Origin of the sequence: Arsenicicoccus cauae, from assembly GCF_043162025.1 — a bacterium.
Lineage (GTDB): Bacteria > Actinomycetota > Actinomycetes > Actinomycetales > Dermatophilaceae > Arsenicicoccus > Arsenicicoccus cauae.
The window spans coordinates 2,330,887-2,353,249 of the sequence record NZ_CP171001.1 but is presented as its reverse complement, the minus strand read 5'-3'; the positions used below and the strand labels follow the sequence as shown (position 1 = coordinate 2,353,249).

The window sequence follows — 22,363 nt, the reverse complement described above, 5'->3', positions numbered from 1 at the left end:
CCCGGGGACAGGACGTCCCCGGGGCCCGCCAGGTTGCACCGGCGGCGTCAGACCGCGTGCTCCCCGTGGAAGAACTCGAACACCCAACCGATCAGCCCGATGATGCCCAGGCCCGTAGCCAGGATGAAGAACCACCAGCCGACGGCGAACCCCATGAACATCAGGGCCGCGGCACCCGCCAGCAGGATCGGCCACCAGGACCGGGGCGCGAAGAAGCCGTAGTCCCCCTCGGCGTCGGCGATCTCCCCGCGCGGGTTGTCCTCGGGGCCGACCCCGGGGAGGCGCTTGGCCGTGGCGTTGATGTAGAAGGCCGACATCCACATCTCGGGGACCAGCAGCAGCAGCGCCACGACGCCGACGGGCTCGGACCAGCTGGTCACGAAGCCGTAGATGATCCCGACCGGCAGGAAGAAGAAGCCGAGGATCGTGAACAGCTTGACGGCGGTGCGCATCAGTGACGGTCCTCTCGGTGCGCGGCGGTCGCGGTGGCTCGCCCACGCTGCGAAGCGTCTGCGCCCAGGCGCTCCATGGTGGCCGGGTCGGCCTCGGGGTGGGCACCCTCCGCGTCCGGGTGGTGCAGGTCCCAGGCGGGGCGCTCGGAACGGATCCGCGGGATGCTGTGGAAGTTGTGCCGCGGGGGCGGGCACGACGTCGCCCACTCCAGCGACGCGCCGTAGCCCCACGGGTCGTCGACCAGCACCGTGGGGGCGGTGCGGGCGGTGTGCCAGACGTTGTAGAGGAAGGGCAGCATCGACAGGCTGAGGATCACGGCGAAGTAGGTCGAGATCTGGTTGAAGAGCGTGAACCCGTCCTCGGGCATGTAGTCGGCGTAGCGGCGCGGCATGCCCTCGACACCCAGCCAGTGCTGGATGAGGAAGGTGCCGTGGAAGCCGACGAAGAGCATCCAGAAGTGGATCTTGCCGAGTCGCTCGTCGAGCATCTTGCCGGTGAACTTGGGCCACCAGAAGTAGAAGCCCGCGAACATCGCGAAGACGACGGTGCCGAACACCGTGTAGTGGAAGTGCGCCACGACGAAGTAGGAGTCGGACAGGTGGAAGTCCATGGCCGGGCTGGCCAGGATGACGCCGGTCAGGCCGCCGAAGCAGAAGGTCACGATGAAGCCGATCGCCCAGATCATGGGCGTCTCGAACGTCAGGGACCCTCCCCACATCGTGCCGATCCAGTTGAAGAACTTCACGCCCGTGGGGACGGCGATGAGCATGGTCATGACGGAGAAGAAGGGCAGCAGCACCTGGCCCGTGACGTACATGTGGTGCGCCCACACCGACATCGACAGCGCGGCGATGGCCACGGTCGCGAAGACCAGGGTCTTGTAGCCGAAGATCGGCTTGCGGGAGAAGACCGGGATGACCTCGCTGATGATGCCGAAGAACGGCAGCGCGATGACGTAGACCTCGGGGTGGCCGAAGAACCAGAACAGGTGCTGCCACAGGACGGGGCCGCCGTTTTCCGGCGAGAAGATGAAGGACCCGAACTTGCGGTCGGCACCCAGGGCGAACAACGCCGCGGCCAGGACCGGGAAGACCATGATGACCAGCAGCGAGGTCACCAGGACGGTCCACGTGAAGACGGACATGCGGAACATCGTCATGCCCGGCGCGCGCATGCACAGGATCGTCGTGATGAAGTTGACCGCACCGAGGATCGTGCCGAAGCCGGTGAGGGCAAGGCCGAAGACCCACAGGTCGCCGCCGAGGCCGGGGCTGTAGCTCGCGTCGGACAGCGGCGCGTAGGCGAACCAGCCGAACGAGGCGGCGCCGTTGGGGGTCAGGAAGCCGAAGGCGGCGACGAGGCCGCCGAAGAGGTACATCCAGTAGGCCAGCGCATTGAGCCGCGGGAACGCGACGTCCGGGGCACCGATCTGGAGCGGGATGAGCGCGTTGGCGAAGCCGGCGAACAGCGGGGTCGCGAACAGCAGCAGCATGATCGTGCCGTGCATCGTGAACAGCTGGTTGAACTGCTCCTTGTTGTCCACGATCTGCAGACCGGGCCCGAAGAGCTCGAGGCGGATCAGCAGGGCGAGCAGACCACCGAGCATGAAGAACGCGACCGAGGTCACGAAGTACATGTTGCCGATGAGCTTGTGGTCGGTCGTCGTGAGGATGTTGGCGATCTGCGTCCCGATAGATTTCTTGCGCCGCTCGCTCCGGATCTCTCGAGGCGTGTGCGGCGCTCGGCTCGTCGTTGCGGTGGCCATCAGTTGCTGCTCCCCTGCGTGGTCGGGATCTTGGCCTGCTCAGTCGGCTCGAGCTTCTCGCGGTTGAGGCCGTTGGGGAGCTGCCCGGTGCGCCCCGAGGCCTTGAGGTCGGCGATGTGCTTGTCGTAGTCCGCCTGTGAGACGACCTTGACGTTGAACAGCATCTCCGAGTGGTAGGCGCCGCAGAGCTCGGCGCACTTGCCCTTGTAGTCGCCGATCCGGTCGGGGACCACCTGGAACTTGTTGACCCGCCCCGGGATCATGTCCAGCTTTTGCTGGAAGGCCGGCACCCAGAAGGAGTGGATGACGTCGCGGCTCGTGAGCACGAACTCCACGCGCTTGTCGACGGGCAGGACCAGGGTGGGCAGAGCCGCCTCGGCGCCGGGCTTGCCGTCGAGCGCGGCCTGCTTGCCCGCCTCGTAGGTGTTGGCCTCGACGTAGTTGAAGTCCCAGCTCCACTGCTTGCCCACGACGTTGACGGTGACGTCCGGCTTCTCGGACGTGTCCAGGAGGGCGGCCTCGTCGCGGGCGGTGTAGTAGAACAGCACGCCCACCATGAGGATCGGCACCACGGTGTAGAAGATCTCGACCGGGACGTTGTAGCGCAGCTGCGCGGGGTAGCCCGTGTCGGACTTCTTGCGGCGGAAGGCGACCATGCAGTAGATGGTGAGTCCCCAGACGATGCACCCCACGACCAGCGCGGCGATCCACGACCAGACCCAGAGGTTCTCGATGCGCTCGGTGGAGACGGTCGCCCCCTGAGGCAGGAAGCCGCGCTGCGCGGCCTCGCTGCAGCCGCTCACCAACGTGGTCAGGACCGCAAGCCCCAGGCCGCCCGTCAGCAGACGGGAGCGCTTGGTTCCTCGCGATGAGTCATCGTGCCTGCGCAACAGACGCACCTTCCGACATGTGAAGCACTCCTACAGGTGGAACGACACCCGAACACTACCCTGTGAATGGCCTTGATCGCCTCCCCGCACGCCGGACGGAACCGTTGTCGGGCGAGTCGTGATGTGAGTCTCGCCGCACCGGTCCGCAGCCCCGGACGCCCCGGCGGCTCAGCGCCATACGTCCGGCAGCCGGCTCCGTAGGAGCCGGGGCAGCCGGGCCAGGTAGTCCGCCCGTGAGACCTCCTTGACCCCCAGCCCGGCGAGGTGCGGGGTGCTCCACTGCACGTCCACCAGACGGTCGCCGCCGGCCGCCCGCACGTCCGGCAGGTCCGCGCCGAGGAGCTCGACGAGACCGACGAGCGCGACCTTGGAGGCGTCCGTGCTGCGGTGGAACATCGACTCCCCCGCGAACAGGCCCCCGACGGCGATGCCGTACAACCCGCCCACGAGCTGGTCGCCGTCCCACGCCTCGACGCTGTGCGCCCAGCCGAGACGGTGCAGCTCGGCGTAGGCCCGGGCGACGGCCGGGGTGATCCACCGCCCGGAGCGGGACGGGTCCGCACACCCCGCCACTACGTCGTCGAACGCCGTGTCAACCCGCACCTGCAGCCGGCGGCAGGAACGACGCAGGGAGCGGGTGACGCGCAGGTCCGTCACCTCGAGCACGCCTCGCGGGTCGGGCGACCACCAGCCCAGCGGGCCGCGACCGCCGTCCCCCAGCCCCATGGGGAACATCCCTGCCCGGTAGGCCGCCAGCAGCGTGCCGGGCCCCAGGTCCGCGCCCACGCCCACGACGTCCTCGCCCGGCTCGGCGCCCTCCAGGGTAAGGCGCCAGGGGCTCGGCGGCGGCTCGACCGGAGGTGTCACCGCACCGTGACGGCCCCGGCCAGCTCGTCCGCCGCCTCCTGGCCGTAGACGCCGGCCAGGCGGGCGTAGAAGCCGTCGTGGTCGAGGTGGTACTCCTGCGTGCCCGTCGTCTCGAGGACGTGGGTCGCGAGCATGGACCCCAGCTGGGCGGACCGCTCGTGGCCGAGCCCCGCCGCGACGCCGGCGAGCAAGCCGGCCCGGAAGGCGTCTCCGACGCCCGTGGGGTCCACCACCTGCTCGGTGAGCGCGGCCGGCACGCGCACGGGCTCCTGCCCGCGGGCGATGATCTCGGCGCCGTCCTTGCCCCTGGTGGTGACGCGCACCCGCACCCGGTCGGTGATCTCGTCGACGGTCCAGCCGGTCTTCTGCGCCGCCAGGTGCAGCTCGTACTCGTTGGTGAACAGGTAGTGCGCCCCGTCGATCAGCTCGCGGATGGCCGGGCCGTCCATGAAGGCCAGCTGCTGGGAGGGGTCGGCGGCGAAGGGGATGTCGAGCTCGCGGCACTGCTGGGTATGTCGGGTCATCCGCTCCGGGTCGCTGGGGGCGATCACCACCAGGTCGACGGTCCCGAGCGCCGCCACGACCTGCGCCAGGTCGATGCGGCTGCCTTCGTTCATCGCGCCCGCGTAGAAGGTCGCCATCTGGGCCAGGTCTCGGTCGGTGGTGCACACGAACCGGGCGGTGTGCTGGTCGTGCGAACGGTGGACGTGGTCGCAGTCCACCCCGTGGTCGACCAGCCACGTCCGGTAGTCCTCGAAGTCCTTGCCGACGGCGTCCACGAGGACCGGGCGCTGCCCGAGGGCCGCCAGGCCGAAGGAGATGTTGGCCCCCACCCCTCCCCGTCGCACGTCGAGGCTGTCGGCGAGGAAGGAGACCGAGATCTTGTCCAGCTGCTCGACCAGGAGCGAGTCCGCGAATCGGCCCTGGAAGGTCATGAGGTGGTCGGTCGCGATGGACCCGGTGACGACGATCTGCACGGGCAGACCCTACCCCGCACGCGACGAGGGGGCGGCGCCGCGCGATGCGGTGCCGCCCCCTCGTGGTCGCCGGACGCTGCCGACGGGACCGATCAGCTGAACGAGTCCCCGCACGCGCAGCTGCTGCCGGCGTTGGGGTTGTCGATCGTGAAGCCCTGCTTCTCGATCGTGTCGGCGAAGTCGATCGAGGCGCCGTCGAGGTACGGAGCGCTCATCCGGTCCACGACGACCTCGACACCGTCGAAGTCGCGCACGAGGTCACCGTCGAGGGTGCGCTCGTCGAAGTACAGCTGGTAGATGAGGCCGGAGCAGCCGCCGGGCTGCACGCCCACGCGCAGCCGGAGGTCGTCGCGCCCCTCCTGCTCGAGCAGGCTCTTGACCTTGACGGCGGCGACGTCGGTGAGCTGCACCCCGTGCGTGGCAGCGGTGACCGAGTCCGCGCGCGTCTGGGTGTCGTCCTGAAGACTCATGAGCAGTCTCCTCCATGGTTCGGGATCCCCCGCACAGGTCGGCGGGATACGAACAACAACCTTCGCACACCGGATCGTGTTCCCGGAAACTTCCCGGGCGCGCCGTGCGCATCGACCAGGGCCGCTCCCCGGGCGGGCACGGACGACGACGTCAGCCCGTCGCCGGTGACGGTGGGGCCGGTGACCAGGTGCGTGCGACGCGTGTGGCCCTGGCCGAGAGGGTGCCCGCGGGGTCGGCCATCGACCGCGGCACGGCCGTCAGCGTGTCGGCGACGGGATAGATGCCGGTCACGCCGATCGCTGCGCACTCGCGCCGACCGACGAGGCTCTGACCGGGTATGACGATCGCGGGACGCGCGTGGCGCAGCGCCGTCTCGCCGACCACCGCCGCCACCCGGCCCCGCAGGCTCGCCCAGTCCAGTCGACCCTCCCCCGTGACGACCAGGTCGCAGGCCGCGACGGCGCCGTCCAGGTCCAGCGCCGCGGCGAGGGTCTCGCCCACCGGCTGGATGGAGCCGCCGAGCACCAGCACGCCGTAGCCGAGGCCCCCTCCGGCGCCCGCGCCCGTGAGCTTGTCGAGGCGGCGCCTACGGCCGGTCAGCAGATCGGTGGGGCCGGGGAGGACGCGACCCACGGCGTCGACGAGGGCCCCGAGCCTCCCCTCCAACGCCTGGGCCTGCTCGGGCGTGGCCCCGCGAGCAGGGCTCTGCTGCGCCGAGGTGCCCTGCAGACCCAGCAGGGGCAGCTCGTCGGGCGTTGCCACGACGAGCTGCACCTCGACCAGGGATCGACGCAGCTGGTGCAGCCAGCCCCAGTCCTCGACCTCGACGTCAGGTAGAGCGTCTTCCTGGGTCCCTGGAGCCGGTCGCCCGGCCAGCGCGGACCAGAAGCCGTAGCCGCCGTCGTTGCACAGCAGGTCGCGCACGCCGATGACCACCCGCGAGGCCCCCGCGGCGACCGACTCGCGTACGAGCTGGCCGACGCCGTACGACGAGGCGCGTCGCGGGTCGCGCCGGTCGGCCGGCAGGAGGGCGGGACCGCAGGCCTGGGCGGCCTCGACATACGCGATCGTCCCCGACGGGCCCTCGAGCAGCAGCACGACCCCGGGGACCTGGTCGCCGAGGGGCCCGCGCACCGTGGTGGCCAGGGGGCGAGCACCGGCGAGCGCGCTCAGCACGTCGACGAAACCCTCCCCGCCGTCCGACAGCGGGAGGGCCAGCACCTCGTCGTGGGGCGCGGCCCGCCGCCAGCCCTCGGCGATCGCGTCGGCGGCCTGGGCGGCGGTCAGGGTGCCGCGGTAGGCGCTGGGGGCGACGAGGACCCTCACGGCCGCCCGGTCCCCCCGCCCTCCGCGACGGTCGTCCCCTCGGCCGGCTGGTCCCCCTCGACACCACCATGACCGTCGGCGTCGCCGTCACCGTCGCCGACGGCACCCGGGGCGTCGTGGCCGAAGGGATCCGCGTCGACCCCCGGCATCCAGGTCAGGCCGGGGACGTTCCAGCCGTTGGCCTTGAGCATGCGCTTGCCCTTGCGGGCCCAGCGGCCCTCGAGCCGGTCGACGTACAGGGTGCCGTTGAGGTGGTCGTACTCGTGCTGCATGCATCGGGCGAACCAGCCGGTCGCGTCCCACTCGACCCGGTTGCCGTCGAGGTCCTGGCCGATGACGTGCGCGCGCTGGGGCCGGACCAGGGGGAAGGACTCGCCGGGGACCGACAGGCAGCCCTCCGCGTCGTCGTGCGGATCCGGGTCGTCGGACGGCTTGCCGGAGGTCGTGACCACGGGGTTGACCACCACCCCGCGCCGAGGCACCCCGTCCTCGTTGTCCATCTCGTAGGTGAAGATCCGCAGCCCCACACCGATCTGGGGGGCCGCGAGGCCCACGCCGTTGGCCGCGTCCATCGTCGCGTACATGTCCTCGACCAGTCCCCGGAGGGCGTCGTCGAACTCGGTCACCGCCTCCGCGCGACGGTGCAGCACGGGCTCGCCGTAGATGACGACGGGACGGACGGACATGCGAGGACTCCATTCGGCGGGGCGGTCGGCAGCCCGAGCCTACCGTCGGACGAGCGAGCGCCCGTGAGCCGTGCGGCCCAGCGGAGGTGCGGGCCGATAGGCTGGCCCTCGTGCTAGGACGCAAGAAGACCGAGGCAGCGACCCTCGAGCAGCTCGAGGAGCAGGCCCACCAGGACCGCCCCGGGGCCAAGAACCGCCCCACGCCCAAGCGGCGCGAGGCCGAGGCCGCCCGGCGGCGCCCGCTGATCGAGACCGACCGCAAGGCCGCGGCCCAGCGCGACCGGGCCGCGTCGCGCGAGGAGCGCGCCAAGCAGCAGCAGGCCATGATGCGCGGCGAGGAGTGGGCGCTGCTCCCCCGCGACCGGGGCGTGGCGCGTCGCTACATGCGCGACTACGTCGACGCGCGATGGAACATCGCGGAGTTCACGATGCCCGCGCTCATCGTGGCGATGGTCCTGTCGCTGCTGGTCGGGCAGCTCAAGAACCCGGCCCTGATCACCGCGGTGATGGTCCTGACCTACGGCGTCATCCTGCTGGGGATCGTCGAGCAGACGATCGTGCACTACGCGATGAAGCGGAAGTTCGCGGCCACCCACCCGGGCGAGATCTGGCCTCCCCGAGCCGGCTTCTACTCCGGCATGCGGGCCTTCCAGCTGCGCCCCACGCGCGTCCCGCGACCCCAGGTCAAGCGGGGCGAGCACCCCCGGTGACCGGAGCGGGCTTCGGACGGGGTCGCGGGCACTGGCTCGACCGGCAGGGCCTGCTGCGCAACGTGGTGCGCCAGGAGCTCGTCCGGCGGCAGCTCGCGGTGCACCTCCCCCTGCCCCCCGCCACCGTCCTCGACGTCGGGGCGGGCCAGGGGACGCAGGCGATCCAGCTGGCGCGCGACGGCTACGAGGTCGTGGCCGTGGAGCCCGACCCCGTGATGCGGGCGGTCTGCGGGACCGCTCTGGCCCAGGAGCCCTCGAGCGTCCGTGCGCGGCTGCGGGTGCTGGACGGCTCCCTGGAGACGCTGGACGCCGTCCCCGGCCTGGAGGGCCGCACCTTCGACGCCGTGCTCTGCCACGGCGTCCTGATGTATGTCGAGGACCCCAACCCCGCTCTGCGCGCGCTCGGACGCCGCGTCCACGTCGACGGCATCGTGTCGGTCGTCGCACGCAACGCCGGCGCCATGGCCTGGCGGCACGTGCAGCGGGGGGACTTCGCCCGCGCCACCGCCCTGCTCGACGAGGTCGAGCGGTCGGCCTGGGAGCGCCGCGACCCGCGCTACACCAACGAGCTCGGGGTCGAGTGCCGGGCGGACTCCCTGGAGCGCCTCGGGGCGTTCTTCGGCGGGATCCGGTGCTCGCTGGAGTACTGGTACGGCATACGGACGTTCAGCGACGGCGTCGCCATCGACACCCCGGTGCCCGCGGACCCGGCCGAGCTGGCCGCGATCCTCGACATGGAGGAGCGCCTCGGCCGCACCGAGCCCTACCGGCGGGCGGGCACGTTGATGCACCTCGTGGGTCGGCGCGGGGAGGGCCGCGGCCCCGTCCTGTGACCGGTCACGCCTCCAGGTCGGCGAAGGCGAGCGGCTCGCGGGTGACGGCGTAGGTCGCGAAGTAGAGCTTGCGGATCCGCCCGTCGTCGGCGCGGACGACCTCCAGCCGCTCGCCGCGCTCGCGCCCCTCGACCGCGCGGTAGAGGTCCCGGTCCACCTGCTCGTAACGCGTGTCGTCGAGCATCCCGCGCGAGCCTGGCATCGTGGACCACAGGGCGTCGCCCCGCACCTCGAAGTCGAGGGGCGATCCCTCGCACCACCAGCGACCCAGCAGGGCGTCGCGCTCGTCGTCCCGCGGTGAGGGCGTCCAGGCGCCGGGCGTGGTGGGCTCGTGGTCCAGCAGGGCGCACAGCAGGTCGGTGGCGAGGACCAGCGGCGAGGGGCCGGACGTCGCATTGGCGAAGACCACGGCCCCCACCCGGTCACGGGGCCGGAAGCGCAGGCCGGTGAGGAAGCCGGGCATGGCGCCCCCGTGGCCGGCGAGCACGCGCTCGCCCCGGCGGAAGAGTCCGAAGCCGAGGCCCTGGCCGGTGGTCCAGTCCTCGGGGTCGGCCATGATCACCGGGCTACACATCTCGGCGATCGTCTCCGGAGCCAGGACGTCGAACCGCCCCGCGTCGGAGCAGAACGCGGCGTAGCGGCCGAGGTCGGCCACGGTCGACCAGAGGCCCCCGAGCGGCGCGGTGGCGCGCAGGTCGATGACCGGCTCGAGGGTGGCGGTGCGGGCGTGCGGGTGGATCTGGTAGCCGTGCGCCCGGTCCTGCTCGTCCGGGACGAGGCCGGTGCGCGTCATACCGAGCGGCTCGAGCACCACCTCTTGCACCACGTCCTCCCAGGGGCGCTCCTCGACCCGGGAGATGACCTGCCCGAGCAGGGCGTAGGCGAGGTTGGAGTAGTGGAACGCCCGCTGGGGCGGCAGCACGCGCTCGGCCCGGACCAGGTCACTCAAGAGGGCGTCCTCGTCGGGCGCCTCGAAGGACTCCCACAGGTGGCCGACCGGCTCGCGCTGCAGGCCCGACGCGTGGGCGAGCAGCGACCGGATCGTCAGGTCGCCGAACGGCGTCCCGGGCAGCAGGTCGTCCAGCGTGTCCTCCACCGACAGCCGACCCCGGTCGCGCAGGGCCATGATCGTGACGGCGCTGAAGGTCTTGGTGACCGAGCCGATGAGGAACTGCGTGTCGTCGTGGGCGCTGGGGCCGGGGGTGCCGGCGTCGACGTCCAGGCGGGCAGAGCCCACGTGGGTGGACCAGACGAGCCGCCCGTCGCGCACCACGCCCGCGCTCACGCCGGGGCTGCGCCACTCGTGCTGCGCGGTGCCCACCAGGTGCTGCAGGGTGCGGGCGAGGTCGGCAGGCAGCAGGTCAGGCACCGTCACTCCCCCATCGCCTGCAGCGACATGGGGCCGTAGACGACGTCCTCGCCGCGCAGCAGGGCCACCGCGTCGACGCCGGCGGCCCTGACCTCCTCCCACTCCTCTGCGAACCACGCCTCGGCCTCGCCCTGGCTGGGGAAGGTCAGCGCCGGCAGCGCGTCGGAGGTCGTCGGGCGGCCGTCGGCGTCGAGGTAGGACCAGGTGTAGGCGTCGGTGCTCATGCCGCCAACCCTAGTCGGGAGAGGTAGGCCGGCTGACGGCGCGCGCCGCGGGTCACGACAGCGCGGCGACGTCGCCCACGACCGTCACGGCCGGGGGCACCAGGCCCTCCGGCACACCCTCGTCGCGCAGGGCGCCCAAGGTCGTGCGGACGGTGCGCATCGAGGGAAGCCCGCCGTCCATGACGCAGGCGACGGGCGTCCGGGGCTCGCGGCCGGCCGCCAGCAGGGCCCCGGCGATCCGTGGCAGGGTCTCGACGCCCATGAGCACGACGATCGTCGTGCCGGCCCGCGCCAGGGCGTCCCAGTCGACGGAGCTGCGGGGGTCGTCCGGCGCCGCGTGGCCGCTGACGACGGTGAAGCCCTGCACCGTGCCGCGGTTGGTGACCGGGATGCCGGCCAGCTCGGGGACGGACACCGCCGAGGTGACGCCCGGGACGACCTCCACCGGCACGCCCGCCTCCCGGCAGGCCAGCACCTCCTCGTAGCCGCGCCCGAACACGAACGAGTCCCCGCCCTTGAACCGCACGACGCGGCGCCCCTGTAGGGCGTGCTCGACGATCACACGATTGATCTCCTCCTGCGGGGTGAACCGGCCTCGCGGGATCTTGGACACGTCGATCACCTCGACGTGGGCCGCCAGCTCGGACAGCAGGCTCACCGGCGCCAGACGGTCCGTGACGACGACGTCGGCCGCCCGCAGGGCGTCATACCCCCGCCTGGTGAGCAGACCGGGGTCCCCGGGGCCGCCACCGACCAGGACGACCGAGCCCGTGCCGGCCGGGCCCTGCGCGCCCGTCACCTGGTCGGTCCCCTGGAGGCCGTATGCCGGGACGCCCGCCTCCGCGGCGAGGGCCAGGACGTCGGGTCCCTCGCCCTGCTCCGCCCGGTCGCGGGCGTCGACGACCAGGCGCGAGGCGCGCACGAGGTCGGCCTCCGTCACGTCTGCGCCCCGCGCGACCAGACCACGGTCCACGAGGTCCTCCAGCGCGGGGACGAGCTCGTGCGCGACGACCGTGACGTCGGCCCCCCGCTCGCGCAGCCGCACCACCTCGACGAGGGCGCCGGGCCCACCGCCGGCCACCAGGACGGGGACGCCGGCGAGCCGCCAGGTCGGTGCCGTCATGCGTGCGCCTCGGCGTCCTTGCCGCTCACCCCGGCCGACTCGAAGGTCGCGACCTCGGTCAGCATGCGCACGGCCAGCTGCACGTGCGGGACGGCGAGGGCGGCGCCGCTGCCCTCGCCGAGGCGCAGGTCCAGGTCGACCAGCGCCTCCAGACCGAGGGTCGACAGCGCCGCGAGGATGCCGGGCTCGACGCCGGCGTGCCCGGCGACGAAGTAGTCGACGCAGTCGGGTGCGAGGGCCTGGGCCACCAGCGCGGCCGAGCAGACGATGACGCCGTCGAGGACCACGGGGGTGCGCTCGGCGGCGGCCGCGAGCAGGAAGCCGACTATGGCGGCGTGCTCCAGGCCTCCGACGGCGGCGAGGGCCGCGAGCGGGTCCTCGCGGGTGGCACCGTTGGTGGCGATGGCACGCTCGACGACGGCGACCTTGGCGGCGCGACCGGCCTCGTCCAGGCCTGCCCCGCGGCCGGTGACCTCCTCGGGGGCGCGACCGGTGAAGACCGAGACGAGGGCGGCCGCGGGCGTCGTGTTGCCGATGCCGACCTCGCCGGCCAGCAGCAGGCGGTTGCCCTGCGCGACCAGGTCGCGGGCGACGTCGATGCCCACCTCGATGGCCTGGTGGACCTGCTCGGCGGTCATGGCCGGGCCCTCGGACAGGTCGGCCGTGCCGCGCGCGACCTTGCGGACGAGCAGGTGCGGCATGGCGGGCAGGTCCGCGGCCAGGCCCACGTCGACGACGTCGACCTCGGCGCCGACCTGGCGGGCGGCGGCGTTGCACACGGCGCCACCCGTCGCGATGTTGACCGCCATCTGCACCGACACCTCCTGCGGCCACGGGGAGACGCCGTGCGCCTGCACCCCGTGGTCGCCGGCGAAGACCGCCAGCGCGACCGGCGAGGGGATGCGTGGTGGCCACTCCCCGGTCGCGGCGGCGACGCGCTCCCCCGTGGACTCGAGCAGGCCCATGGCGCCCGGTGGCTTGGTCAGCTGGGCCTGCCGCGCCTGCGCCAGCTCGAGGACCGTCGCGTCGGCGGGGGTGATGGCGGCGATGGTCTCGTCGAGCAGCGACACGGGGACTCCTCCGGGCAGGGTGCGGGTGGACCAGGTCTCATCATGCACGGCCCACGCGAGGGGCCGACGGCGGGCCCAGCCCGTCGTCTGCAGCTCGGGGGCGGGCGGGAACGCGCTGACGTGCCCGACGCACAGGTAGGCGACGACCTCGAGGTGCTCGGGCAGCGCCAGCTCGCGGGCCAGCTCGTGCGGGTCGAAGAAGCTGACCCAGCCGACGCCGAGGCCCTCGGCGCGGGCGGCGAGCCAGAGGTTCTGCACGGCGGTGGCCGTGGAGAAGCTCGTCATCCGCGGGTCGGCGTGCCGGCCGATGGTGTGCGGACCGCCGCGGGTCGGGTCGCAGGTGACGACGACGTTGAGGGGCGTGGAGCAGATGGCCTCGATCTTGAGCCCGTCGAACATCCGCTGACGGTCGCTCGGCAGGCTCGCGGCGAACTCGTCCCGCTGCCGCTGCGCCAGCCGCTGGACGCGCCGGCGCCGCTCCTCGTCGCGGATCAGCACGAAGTCCCACGGCTGGCTGAACCCCACGCTCGGCGCCATGTGCGCGGCGGTGAGGACGCGGGTCAGCGTGGCGTCGTCGATCGGGTCCATCGTGAAGGTGGAGCGGATGTCGCGCCGCTCGCGGATGACGTCATAGACAGCCTCACGGCCGGCCCGGTCAAAGGCGTTGGAGCTCATCGGATCTCCTCCTCGATCTGTCGTATGCCGGCCGCCAGCTCGTCGACCGGGCCGCTGTCTCGCGCGGCGAACCGCAACCAGGTGTCGTCCAGGCCCCAGAAGGTGTCGGCCCGGCGGACGGCGATCCCGGTGGCGCGCAGGCCCTCTCGCAGGCTGGCCGCGCGGGGGTGCTGGGCCAGGACGAAGGGCCCGTCAGGATCGACGGGGACGTGCAGGCCACACGCGCGCAGGGTGGTGGCGAGGTGGGACGCGTTGGCGCGCAAGCGGGCTCGCTGCTCGTCGCGGAAGTCGCGACCCCGCGGGGTGCAGACCGTGAGGACGGCAGCGAGGGCCAGCGCGTTGACCGACCAGTGCGGCTGGAGGCGTCGGAGCCGGTCGATCTCGCGCTCCGGCCCCACGACGTAGCCGGCACGCAGGCCCGCCAGGCCAAAGGTCTTGGTGAGGCTGCCGGTGACGAGGATGGTGCGGTCGCCCGCGGTGCGGCAGGCGGCGTCGGGCACGACCGTCTGGGCGGGGTCGGTCGAGACGTCGAGGAAGGCCTCGTCGACGAGCAGCACCCGGTCGTCGGGGGTGGTGGCGGTGTCCACGAGCCGCAGGATCTGCTCGCGGGGGTGCAGGCGGGAGGTGGGGTTGGTCGGGTTGCCGACGACCACGAGGTCGGCCGCGGCGGGGACGGACGCGCCGTCCACCGCCCACCCGGTGGCCGGGTCGAGGAGGTGCGCGGTGGCAGGCGTGCCGGCGTGCCGCAGCGCCTCCGCCGGCTCGGTGAACTGCGGCTCCACGACGAGGGGTTCGCGCCAGGGGCGGAGGCGGGCGACGAGGGTGAAGGCCTCGGCTGACCCGTTGGTCAGCAGGACGCACCCGGGGGGGACACCGAGCTCGGCGGCCAAGGTCTCGGTGGCTGCGGTGGGGTCGGGGTAGGCGGCTAGGCGTGGGACCTCGCGGACGATGGCCTCGGCGACGAACGCCGGCGGCTGCGCCACCGCGACGTTGACCGCGAGGTCCAGCCGCGCGCCTCGCGCCTCCACGTCCCCGTGGTGCCCCGGGTCGACCGCTCCGGTCACGAGACCACCGCCTCCACGAACCGCCGGGCGAGGTGGGGCTGCCCGGCCCAGTGGACGTGCAGGTAGCTCGCGTGGACGGTGCCCTGGACGACACCCTCGACGCGAGATCCGCCGTCGCGGTCGGCCCACGCCCAGGCGGGTTGCGCGTCCCCGTCGGCCGCCACGACCTGGGTGCGGTGGAACTCGTGCCCGGTCACCCGGGTCCCGGCGCGCGCGAGCACCGAGTCGGTCAGCGCCACGGCGGAGCGGTAGCCGAGGGTGAGCCGGCGCCCGAACTCCGCGCGCGTGGGCAGCACCCCGGCCATCGCGTGCCCGTCCAGCGTCTGCCCGAGGTAGAGCAACCCGGCGCACTCGGCCGAGACCGGGGCCCCGCCCGCCGCCAGCGACCGAATCGACTGCAGCAGAGAACGGTTGGCGGCGAGGTCGACGGCGTGCACCTCGGGGAAGCCGCCCCCGACCACGAGTCCTGAGACACCAGAGGGGAGCTCGGTGTCCACCAGCGGGTCGAAGACCTCGACGGACAGCCCGGCGGCGGCGAGGAGCTCGGTGGTCTCGGCATACCCGAAGGTGAAGGCTCGACCCCCCGCGACGGCGACCCCACCGCGCGATCCGGCGGGGGCTGCGAGGGCGCCCAGCGCCGCGGACGGCGACCAAGGCTCCCCTGCCAGATCCGTTGCGGCACCGGCGACCTCGAGCAACGCATCCAGGTCGACGTGGGCGCTGACCATGTCGGCGAGGGCGTCCACGGCGGCGGCGGCCTCGGGCGAGCGTTCGGCGGCGGGGACGAGCCCCAGGTGACGCGACGGCACGACGACCTCGGGCACCCGCGGGACGCAGCCGATGACCGGGATCCCGGTCTCCTCGATGCCGTCTCGCGCCTCCGCCTCGTGCCGCGCGGAGGCGATGTTGTTGAGGATGACGCCGGCGATCCGCACCCCGGGGTCGTAGCGGGAGAAGCCCAGGACCGTCGCGCCCACCGAGCGCGAGGTGTGCGCGCCGTCCACGACGAGGACGACCGGCGACGAGGTCAGCTGCGCCACATGGGCCGTCGAGGCGAAGCCGCGTCCGCCCAGCTGCCCGTCGAAGAGCCCCATGACGCCCTCGATGACGGCCACGTCGGCCGGCTCGGGGGTCAGCGCGCCGTGCAGCAGCAGCGGCACGATCCGCTCGACGCCCTGCAGGTGCGCGTCGAGGTTGCGGCCGACCCGCCCGCATGCCGCCGCGTGGTAGCCGGGGTCGATGTAGTCCGGCCCCACCTTGTGCGGCGACACGACCACACCGCGGCGGGTGAGCGCCGCCAGGATCCCGGTGGTCAGCATGGTCTTGCCGCTGCCCGACCCGGGGGCGGCGATCACCACGCGGGGCAGCCGCGTCGACGGCGCTGCCGCCCGAGCCATCTCTACCACTCGATGCCTCGCTGGCCCTTCTGCCCGGCGTCCATGGGGTGCTTGACCTTGGTCATCTCGGTGACCAGGTCGGCGGCCTCGACGAGCCGGGGGTCCACGTCGCGACCCGTGATGATGACGTGCTGGTGCCCGGGGCGGTCGCGCAGCGTGGTGACGACCTCGTCGACGTCGACCCAGCCCCACTTCATGGGATAGGTGAACTCGTCGAGGACGTAGACGTCGTGGGCCTCGGCGGCGAGGCGGCGCTGGATCTCGCGCCAGCCCTCGAGCGCAGCCTGGGCGTGGTCCTCGTCGGTGCCGGCCTTGCGGGTCCAGGACCAGCCCTCGCCCATCTTGTGCCACTCGACGGGTCCGCCCTCGCCGGTCTGCTCGTGCAGGCGGCCGAGCGCCTTGAGGGCGTTCTCCTCGCCGACCTTCCACTTGGCGCTCTTGACGAACTGGAACACGCCGATGCGCCAGCCCTGGTTCCAGCCGCGCAGCGCGAGCCCGAAGGCGGCGGTGGACTTGCCCTTCATCTCACCCGTGTGGACGACGACGAGGGGCCGGTTGCGGCGCTGGCGCGTCGTGAGCCCGTCGGCCGGGACGGTGGTGGGGACTCCCTTGGGCATCAGGCCACGCTCCTGGGGGTGCGAGTCTCGGCGCTGCCGGCGCCGGTTCGCTGCCGTATGGCGCCCGACAGCTGCTCCGCCGCGAGCTGTCTCAGCTCGAGGTGCTCAGCCCGGAGGTGGCGCGCGAGGTCGCGGGCCAGGCCGAGGCGGAAGCCGGCGCGGGCCTCCTCGCAGTCCACCACCACGCTGGCGATGCCGGCGTGGGCGATGCCCGCGGCGACCCGGTGGGCGCGCGGGATCGCCTGCCGCCCACCAGAGCTCGCGCGGCCGTCGGTCAGCACGACGAGCAGCGCGCGGCGGTGCGGGTCCTTGGCGCGCTCGCGGCGGACGAGCTCGTAGGCGGCGGTGAGCCCCTCGGCGAGCGGGGTCCGGCCGCCGGTGGGCACGCGGGCGAGCAGCCGCTCGGCCAGCTCGACGCTGGTCGTCGGCGGCAGCACCAGGTCGGCCCGCTGCCCCGCAAAGGTCAGCACCGCGACCTTGTCCCGCCGCTGGTAGGCGTCGAGCAGCAGCGACACGCAGGCGGTCTTGACCTCGCGGATGCGCTGCCGGGCGCCCATCGAGCCGGACGTGTCGACGACGAAGACGACGAGGTTGCCCTCCTTGCCCCGCCTCACGCTGCGGCACAGGTCGCCGGGGTGCACCCCCAGCGGGTCACCGGCGGCACGTCCCGACACCACGCGCGAGGCGGCGCGCAGGACGGTGCCGGTGACTGAGATCCCTTGTCCTCGTGGGTCGTCCGGGGCGACGGCGCGCACGTGGCGCCCGGTCGCGGTGTCCGCCGTCGAACGCCTGCCCGCCACACCGGTGCCCGCGGTAGGCAGGGTGAGCAGCCGTGCCTTGTATGCCGATCCGGCCCGCTCCCCCGCCGTACCACCGGGCCGCGCCGGGGCTCCGGACGTGCGGTTGTCCCCCTGCGGGTCCTCGGCCTCGGTGCTGGCGTCCGTCGGGGACTGACCAGTCGGCGGGGTGGTGTCCGTCGGGGACTGACCAGTCGGCGGGGTGCTGCCCCCGTCGCCGGACGGGCCGCCGTCGGGGTCTGTCGGCTCCGGGTCGGTCGGATCCGGGTCGGTCGGATCCGGGTCCTCCGGGTCCTCCGGCGGCTCGGGCCGCTCAGACTGGTCAGGCTGCTCAGGCAGGGTGTCGTCCAGGATGTCCTCGAGGTCGTGCTCCGCGCCGTCGTCGAAGGGGTTGCGGCGCTTGCGGTGCGGCAGCGCCAGCCGGGCCGCGACACGAATGTCCTCGTCCGACACCGCGTCCCGCCCGCACCAGGCGGCGTGGGCAACGGCGGTCCGGGCGGTGACCAGGTCGCCGCGCATCCCGTCCACGTCGAAGGCCGCGCAGATCGCGGCGATCCGCTCGATCGCGTCGTCACCGAGCCGGACCCGCCCAAGCAACGACTGGGCGGCGACGATCTGACTGGCCAGGGCGGCTTCCGCGTCGGCATACGCGCTCTGGAAGGTGGCCGGGGAGTCCTCGTAGGCCATCCGGCGCCGGACGACCTCGACGCGCACGCGGGGGTCGCGCGACGCGGTGACGTCGACGGCGAGGCCGAACCGGTCGAGCAGCTGCGGGCGCAGCTCCCCCTCCTCGGGGTTCATCGTCCCGACCAGCACGAACCGGGCTGCGTGCGTGACGGATACGCCCTCCCGCTCGATGCGGGCGCGCCCCATCGCCGCGGAGTCCAGCAACGTGTCGACCAGGTGGTCGGGCAGCAGGTTGACCTCGTCGACGTAGAGCACGCCGCGGTGCGCCTGCGCGAGCAGGCCGGGGTCGAAGGCGACCTGCCCCGAGGACAGCAGCCGGTCCAGGTGCAGCGAGCCGACGACGCGGTCCTCGGACGCCCCGACGGGCAGCTCGACGAGGCGCACGGGCCGCGTCACCGACCCGTCACCGTGCCGGGCGGCGTCCGGGCAGTCCGGGTCCGGCGCCCCCGGGTCGCACGAGAACCTGTCTCCCGCAACCACGCTGACCGGTGGCAGCACGGCGGCGAGGGCGCGCACCATGGTGGACTTGGCGGTGCCCTTCTCGCCGCGTACGAGGACGCCGCCGATGGCCGGGGACACCGCGGACAGGCAAAGCGCCAGCCCCATGTCGTCCATCCCCACGACCGCGGAGAACGGGAACGTCTGCGCCGTAACGGTGCTCATCGCTCGTCCGCCCCCTCGAGCTCACCCTCGGCGTCGAGGTAGGCGGCGCGCAGCTCGGCCAGGACGTCCGGGTCCGGCGACTCCCACAGGCCCCGCTCGACGGCCTCGAGCAGCCGCTCGGCCATGCCGTGCAGCGCCCAGGGGTTGGCCTCGGCGAGGAACTCGCGGTTGGTCTCGTCGAGGACGTACTCCTGGGTGAGCCGGTCGTACATCCAGTCGGCGACCACGCCGGTCGTGGCGTCATACCCGAAGAGGTAGTCGACGGTCGCGGCCATCTCGAAGGCGCCCTTGTAGCCGTGCTGGCGCATCGCGGACATCCACTTGGGGTTGACGACGCGGGCGCGGAAGACGCGGCTGGTCTCCTCGACCAGGGTGCGGGTGGCGACGTGCTCGGGGCGGGTGGAGTCCCCGATGTAGGCCTCGGGGCTCTCCCCCGTGATCGACCGGACGTGCGCGACCATCCCGCCGTGGAACTGGAAGTAGTCGTCGCTGTCGGCGATGTCGTGCTCGCGGGTGTCGACGTTCTTGGCGGCGACGCGGATGCGGCGGTAGGCCGAGCGCATCTCGTCGCGGGCGGGCACCCCCTCCAGGTCGCGGCCGTAGGCGTAGCCGCCCCACACCTCGTAGACCTCGGCGAGGTCGGCGTCGGTGCGCCAGTCCCGCGAGTCGATCAGCTGCAGCAGGCCGGCGCCATACGTGCCGGGGCGGGAGCCGAAGATGCGGGTGGTGGCCTTGCGCTGCTCGGTCCCCTGCGCCAGGTCGGCCTGCACGTGCGCGCGCACGAAGTTGTCGCCGGCCGGCTCGTCCAGCGAGGCGGCGAGCTGCACGGCGTCGTCGAGCAGGCCCACGGCATGCGGGAAGGCGTCGCGGAAGAAGCCGGAGATCCGCAGCGTCACGTCGACCCGCGGACGCCCGAGCTCGGTCAGCGGGATCGGCTCCAGGCTGGTGACGCGCCGGGACGCGCCGTCCCAGATGGGGCGGATCCCCATGAGCGCCAGTGCTTCTCCGATGTCGTCGCCGGCGGTGCGCATCGCCGAGGTGCCCCACAGCGACAGGCCGACCGAGTCGGGCCACTCCCCCTTGTCCTCGCGGTAGCGGTGCACCAGCGACTCGGCGAGGCTCACCCCGGTCTCGTAGGCGAGACGGCTGGGGATGGCGCGAGGGTCCACGGAATAGAAGTTGCGCCCCGTGGGCAGCACGTTGACCAGCCCGCGCAGCGGCGACCCGGACGGTCCGCTCGGGACGAAGCCGCCGTCCAGGGCGTGCAGCACCGCGTCGATCTCGCCGCCGGTGCCCGCGAGGCGCGGCACGACCTCGTCCACGGCAAACTGCAGCACGGCTCGTATGCCGGCGGGGTCCGCCCCCGGGCGCTCCGGCATCGCCGTGAGCACGGCGTCGATGGCGTCGCCGTCCCAGCCGCGAGCCTCCATGCCCTCCACCAACGCACGCGCGGCGGCCTCGACGGCGTCGGTCTCGCCGCGCTTCTTGGCCGACTCGTCCAGGCCGAGGGCGGTGCGCAGGCCCGGCAGGGCCCGGTCGCCGCCCCAGATCTGGGTGGCCTGCAGCATCGCCAGCACCAGCGAGACGCGGGCCTCGCCGGTCGGCTCCTGCCCGAGCACGTGCAGTCCGCCACGGATCTGGACGTCCTTGATCTCGCACAGCCAGCCGTCGACGTGCAGCACGAACTCGTCGAAGGCGTCGGCGTCGTCGAGCTCGGGCCGATCCGTCAGCCCGAGGTCGTGGTCGAGGCGCGCGGCCTGGATGAGCGTCCAGATCTGCTGCCGGACGGCGGGCGCCTTGGCGGGGTCCATCGCCGAGACGGTGGCGTACTCGTCGAGGAGCTGCTCGAGGCGGGCGATGTCGCCATACGAGTCGGCCCGGGTCATGGGCGGGACCAGGTGGTCGACCAGGGTGGCGTGCGAGCGGCGCTTGGCCTGGGTGCCCTCGCCCGGGTCGTTGACGAGGAAGGGATAGATGAAGGGCAGGTTGCCGAGCACCGCGTCGGGGGCGCAGTCACCGGCGAGGGCGGCACCCTTGCCGGGGAGCCACTCGAGGTTGCCGTGCTTGCCGACGTGCACGATCGCGTGGGCGCCGTAGCCGCCGTCGGCCTGGTCCGCCTCCAGCCAGCGGTAGGCCGCGACGTAGTGGTGCGAGGGCGCGAGGTCGGGGTCGTGGTAGATCGCGATCGGGTTCTCCCCGAAGCCGCGCGGCGGCTGGACGAGCACGACGACGTTGCCGGCGGTCAGACCCGCATAGACCAGGTCGCCGGCCTCGCCGCGACCGGCGCGGGAGGTGTCGAGGTACATCTCACCGGGGGCCTCGCCCCAGCCCTGGACGATCTCGGCGCGGAAGTCCTCGTGCAGGTCGGCGAACCACCGTGCGTAGTCGGAGGCCTTGACGCGCAACGGGTTTGCCGCCAGCTCGTCCTCGGTCAGCCAGGCCTGGTCGTAGCCGCCCCGGGCGATGATCGCCTTGATCAGGTCGTCGCCGTTGCCGGACTCCAGGCCCGGCAGGGCGCCCTCGCCGGTCAGCGGGCCGATGTCATAGCCGCGCTCGTGCAGGGCCCGCAGCAGGTCCAGCGTGGAGGCGGGGGTGTCGAGGCCGACGGCGTTGCCGATGCGCGCGTGCTTGGTCGGGTAGGCGGACAGCACGATCGCGATGCGCCGCTCCGCCGGGGGCACATGGCGCAGCCGGGCGTGGGCGTGGGCGATCCCGGCGGCGCGGCGGCAGCGCTCGGGGTCGGTGACATAGACGGGCAGGCCGTCCTCGTCGATCTCCTTGAAAGAGAAGGGAACCGAGATGAGGCGCCCGTCGAACTCGGGCACCGCGACCTGGGTGGCGGCGTCCAGCGGGGTGGTGCCGTCGTCGTTGGCCAGCCACTCCTCGCGCGAGGAGGTCAGCGACAGCGCCTGGATGACGGGTACGTCGAGGTCGGCGAGGGCGCCGGCGTCCCACGCGTCGTCGTCGCCACCGGCCTGCGCGGCGGCGGGGGTGGTGCCACCGGCGGCGAGCACGGTGGTGATGACGGCGTCGGCCTGGGCCAGGGTGGCCATCAGCTCGGGCTCGGGGGTGCGCAGCGACGCGACATAGAGCGGCAGCGCTCGCGAGCCCGCAGCCTTGAGCGCGTCGGCCAGGTCACGCACGAAGGCCGTGTTGCCGCTCATCTGGTGGGCGCGGTAGTAGAGGACGGCGACGCAGGGTCGCTCGTCACCGTCGGGGCAGGTCAGCGCGACGGTGTCGTCCAGCGGGCCCCAGGACGGCGCGGCCTGCGGCTGGGCGAAGCCGTTCCCGGTCAGCAGCACCGTGTCGGACAGGAAGGACGCCAGCTCGGCGAGGTTGTCAGCGCCACCGTGCGCCAGGTATGCATGGGCCTGCGCAGCCACGCCCGCGGGCACGGTGGAGGCGGACATCAGCTCGGCGTCGGGGGCCTGCTCCCCCGTCAGGACGACGACGGGCCGCGAGCCCGCCAGCAGGTGGTCCAGCCCCTCCTCCCAGGCACGCCGTCCGCCGAGGAGACGCACGACGACGAGGTCGGTGCCGTCCAGCAGCTCGTCGAGCTCGTCCATGGAGACGCGGTTGGGGTTGGCATAGCGCCAGGTCACGGGGCCGTCGGCCGCTCGTGCGCTGCGCAGGTCGGTGTCCGACGTGGACAGCAGTGTCAGCATGCAGGTCCTATCCCGGGTGTCCTCGCCCGTGGGT

General features: G+C 73.0%; 19 protein-coding genes. 2 read left to right on the top strand and 17 right to left on the bottom strand.

Annotation, left to right across the window (positions count from 1 at the left end):
* Positions 1 to 47 precede the first annotated feature (47 nt).
* The 8 genes from ACF3NS_RS10990 to def all read right to left on the bottom strand — a co-directional run bounded on the left by ACF3NS_RS10990 (position 48) and on the right by def (position 7,435).
* The gene (locus tag ACF3NS_RS10990; protein ID WP_154594111.1) at positions 48 to 452 is read right to left on the bottom strand and encodes a cytochrome c oxidase subunit 4; all 405 of its coding nucleotides are present in this window, start codon (positions 450 to 452) and stop codon (positions 48 to 50) included.
* Positions 452 to 2,218 (bottom strand): cytochrome c oxidase subunit I, encoded by a 1,767-nt coding sequence (ctaD, locus tag ACF3NS_RS10985; RefSeq protein ID WP_154594110.1) that lies wholly within the window; start codon positions 2,216 to 2,218, stop codon positions 452 to 454. Before ctaD ends, ACF3NS_RS10990 begins: the two co-directional genes overlap by 1 nt.
* Entirely contained in the window at positions 2,218 to 3,024 is an 807-nt protein-coding gene (coxB, locus tag ACF3NS_RS10980; protein ID WP_375804524.1) for a cytochrome c oxidase subunit II, read from the bottom strand. The genes ctaD and coxB overlap by 1 nt, the downstream gene beginning before the upstream one ends.
* Before the next feature lie 252 nt (positions 3,025 to 3,276).
* Complete coding sequence (aat, locus tag ACF3NS_RS10975; protein ID WP_311966674.1) at positions 3,277 to 3,975, bottom strand: leucyl/phenylalanyl-tRNA--protein transferase; 699 nt, start codon at positions 3,973 to 3,975, stop codon at positions 3,277 to 3,279.
* The gene (locus ACF3NS_RS10970) at positions 3,972 to 4,952 is read right to left on the bottom strand and encodes a carbohydrate kinase family protein (protein WP_392466079.1); all 981 of its coding nucleotides are present in this window, start codon (positions 4,950 to 4,952) and stop codon (positions 3,972 to 3,974) included. The genes aat and ACF3NS_RS10970 overlap by 4 nt, the downstream gene beginning before the upstream one ends.
* Before the next feature lie 92 nt (positions 4,953 to 5,044).
* Entirely contained in the window at positions 5,045 to 5,422 is a 378-nt protein-coding gene (gene erpA / locus ACF3NS_RS10965; RefSeq protein WP_154594108.1) for an iron-sulfur cluster insertion protein ErpA, read from the bottom strand.
* A 151-nt stretch (positions 5,423 to 5,573) separates the two neighbouring features.
* The gene (locus ACF3NS_RS10960) at positions 5,574 to 6,749 is read right to left on the bottom strand and encodes a glycerate kinase (protein ID WP_311966673.1); all 1,176 of its coding nucleotides are present in this window, start codon (positions 6,747 to 6,749) and stop codon (positions 5,574 to 5,576) included.
* A complete protein-coding gene (gene def, locus ACF3NS_RS10955) occupies positions 6,746 to 7,435 on the bottom strand; it encodes a peptide deformylase (RefSeq protein ID WP_154594107.1) in 690 nt (229 codons plus the stop codon). Before def ends, ACF3NS_RS10960 begins: the two co-directional genes overlap by 4 nt.
* Positions 7,436 to 7,545: 110 nt before the next feature.
* Between def and ACF3NS_RS10950 the strand changes: the two genes are divergently transcribed.
* Positions 7,546 to 8,145: a DUF3043 domain-containing protein gene (locus ACF3NS_RS10950; RefSeq protein WP_392466077.1), complete on the top strand. Its 600-nt coding sequence runs from the start codon at positions 7,546 to 7,548 to the stop codon at positions 8,143 to 8,145.
* Positions 8,142 to 8,978 carry a class I SAM-dependent methyltransferase gene (locus ACF3NS_RS10945; RefSeq protein ID WP_392466075.1) on the top strand — a complete coding sequence of 279 codons (837 nt, stop codon included), beginning with the start codon at positions 8,142 to 8,144 and terminating at the stop codon, positions 8,976 to 8,978. The genes ACF3NS_RS10950 and ACF3NS_RS10945 overlap by 4 nt, the downstream gene beginning before the upstream one ends.
* 4 nt (positions 8,979 to 8,982) lie before the next feature.
* Here ACF3NS_RS10945 and ACF3NS_RS10940 read toward each other — a convergent pair whose 3' ends face one another.
* From ACF3NS_RS10940 to cobN, 9 genes are read right to left on the bottom strand one after another with little or no spacing between them, the layout of a single operon-like run.
* Complete coding sequence (locus ACF3NS_RS10940; RefSeq protein ID WP_392466073.1) at positions 8,983 to 10,347, bottom strand: serine hydrolase domain-containing protein; 1,365 nt, start codon at positions 10,345 to 10,347, stop codon at positions 8,983 to 8,985.
* 2 nt (positions 10,348 to 10,349) lie between these two features.
* The gene (locus ACF3NS_RS10935) at positions 10,350 to 10,571 is read right to left on the bottom strand and encodes a hypothetical protein (protein WP_154594106.1); all 222 of its coding nucleotides are present in this window, start codon (positions 10,569 to 10,571) and stop codon (positions 10,350 to 10,352) included.
* A gap of 52 nt (positions 10,572 to 10,623) precedes the next feature.
* Entirely contained in the window at positions 10,624 to 11,694 is a 1,071-nt protein-coding gene (cobA, locus tag ACF3NS_RS10930; protein WP_392466071.1) for a uroporphyrinogen-III C-methyltransferase, read from the bottom strand.
* Positions 11,691 to 13,439: a nicotinate-nucleotide--dimethylbenzimidazole phosphoribosyltransferase gene (gene cobT, locus ACF3NS_RS10925; protein WP_392466069.1), complete on the bottom strand. Its 1,749-nt coding sequence runs from the start codon at positions 13,437 to 13,439 to the stop codon at positions 11,691 to 11,693. Before cobT ends, cobA begins: the two co-directional genes overlap by 4 nt.
* The gene (locus tag ACF3NS_RS10920; protein ID WP_392466067.1) at positions 13,436 to 14,503 is read right to left on the bottom strand and encodes an aminotransferase class I/II-fold pyridoxal phosphate-dependent enzyme; all 1,068 of its coding nucleotides are present in this window, start codon (positions 14,501 to 14,503) and stop codon (positions 13,436 to 13,438) included. The genes cobT and ACF3NS_RS10920 overlap by 4 nt, the downstream gene beginning before the upstream one ends.
* Positions 14,500 to 15,900, bottom strand: coding sequence for a cobyrinate a,c-diamide synthase (locus ACF3NS_RS10915; protein ID WP_392466064.1), 1,401 nt, complete (start codon positions 15,898 to 15,900; stop codon positions 14,500 to 14,502). The genes ACF3NS_RS10920 and ACF3NS_RS10915 overlap by 4 nt, the downstream gene beginning before the upstream one ends.
* 2 nt (positions 15,901 to 15,902) lie before the next feature.
* Positions 15,903 to 16,517 (bottom strand): cob(I)yrinic acid a,c-diamide adenosyltransferase, encoded by a 615-nt coding sequence (gene cobO / locus ACF3NS_RS10910; RefSeq protein WP_392466062.1) that lies wholly within the window; start codon positions 16,515 to 16,517, stop codon positions 15,903 to 15,905.
* The gene (locus ACF3NS_RS10905) at positions 16,517 to 18,664 is read right to left on the bottom strand and encodes a VWA domain-containing protein (RefSeq protein ID WP_392466061.1); all 2,148 of its coding nucleotides are present in this window, start codon (positions 18,662 to 18,664) and stop codon (positions 16,517 to 16,519) included. The genes cobO and ACF3NS_RS10905 overlap by 1 nt, the downstream gene beginning before the upstream one ends.
* Positions 18,661 to 22,329: a cobaltochelatase subunit CobN gene (cobN, locus tag ACF3NS_RS10900; RefSeq protein WP_392466059.1), complete on the bottom strand. Its 3,669-nt coding sequence runs from the start codon at positions 22,327 to 22,329 to the stop codon at positions 18,661 to 18,663. The genes ACF3NS_RS10905 and cobN overlap by 4 nt, the downstream gene beginning before the upstream one ends.
* Positions 22,330 to 22,363: the final 34 nt, after the last annotated feature.